Annotated in this window: 2 protein-coding genes and 1 pseudogene; all 3 read left to right on the top strand. The window is 47.0% G+C overall.

What is annotated here, in order from left to right; genetic code table 11:
* Positions 1–263, top strand: a pseudogene (locus ACTHUR_RS12045) (hypothetical protein); the annotation flags it as partial.
* An 83-nt stretch (positions 264–346) separates the two neighbouring features.
* Positions 347–529 carry a Trm112 family protein gene (locus tag ACTHUR_RS12040; RefSeq protein ID WP_049329252.1) on the top strand — a complete coding sequence of 61 codons (183 nt, stop codon included), beginning with the start codon at positions 347–349 and terminating at the stop codon, positions 527–529.
* On the top strand, positions 526–993 hold a 468-nt coding region (gene kdsB / locus ACTHUR_RS12035), incomplete at its 3' end, for a 3-deoxy-manno-octulosonate cytidylyltransferase (RefSeq protein ID WP_440398724.1). The genes ACTHUR_RS12040 and kdsB, both read left to right, overlap by 4 nt.

Here is a 993-nt window from a genome sequence, read left to right as displayed (position 1 = left end):
ATCTCAGACAGCATGGCGGAGATATTGACAATGTGCTGAGCCAAGCAGACGTGGATAGCATAGTAAAAGTATTTGAGCATGGGGCCGGTAAGTCTGCATTTGAAAAGATAGAACGTTTCGACAAATTGAATGATGAGATTGTTAAAAAGACAATGAGCAACAACTATATCAACGCAAGCAGGAAATATACGCCCGCTTTTGAGGCGCAAACGCGTGATATTTTGTGTAAGGGCAATAAACATTCTTCGGAATGTGCCAAATAATGTGCAGGCCGTCTGAAAATATTGATATTTATACTGTCCGAATCATCTCAGATGGCCTTGATATAACTACCGAAAGTAACCCCATGGAAAAAAAATTCTTAGACATCCTCGTTTGTCCTGTAACCAAAGGCAAACTCGAATACCATCAAGACAAACAGGAATTGTGGAGCCGTCAGGCGAAGTTGGCTTATCCGATTCGTGACGGCATCCCTTATATGTTGGAAAACGAAGCGCGCCCGTTGAGCGAAGAGGAACTGAAGGCATGACCGAATTTGTCGTATTGATTCCGGCGCGGTTGGATTCTTCACGTCTGCCGGGTAAGGCTTTGGCCGATATTCACGGTAAACCGATGGTTGTACGCGTTGCCGAGCAGGCGGCGAAAAGCAAGGCTGCGCGTGTTGTCGTTGCCACCGACCATCCTGATATTCAGACGGCCTGTCAGGCGCATAGCGTCGAAGTGGTCATGACTTCCAATCAACATGAAAGCGGTACAACGCGCCTTGCCGAAGCGGCCAATACGCTGAAACTGCCGCAGCATCTGATTGTTGTGAACGTACAAGGCGACGAGCCTTTAATCGATCCCGAACTTATCAACCGTACAGCCGAAGTTTTGGTTGAAAACAATGTGCAAATGGCGACCGCCGCCCACGAATTGCACGATTTTGACGAGTTTATAAATCCTAACGTCGTCAAAGTCATCCTCGACAAAAACCGCAACGCCATCTATTTC

This window comes from Neisseria sp. P0021.S007, assembly GCF_051956855.1.
Note: the sequence above shows the minus strand (reverse complement) of the source record. Positions and strands in the feature narration are given on the sequence as shown.

What these genes read in the sequence shown, in the direction of transcription:
- ACTHUR_RS12040 (WP_049329252.1), top strand. Translation starts at nt 347, where the DNA reads ATGGAAAAAAAATTCTTAGACATCCTCGTTTGTCCTGTAACCAAAGGC.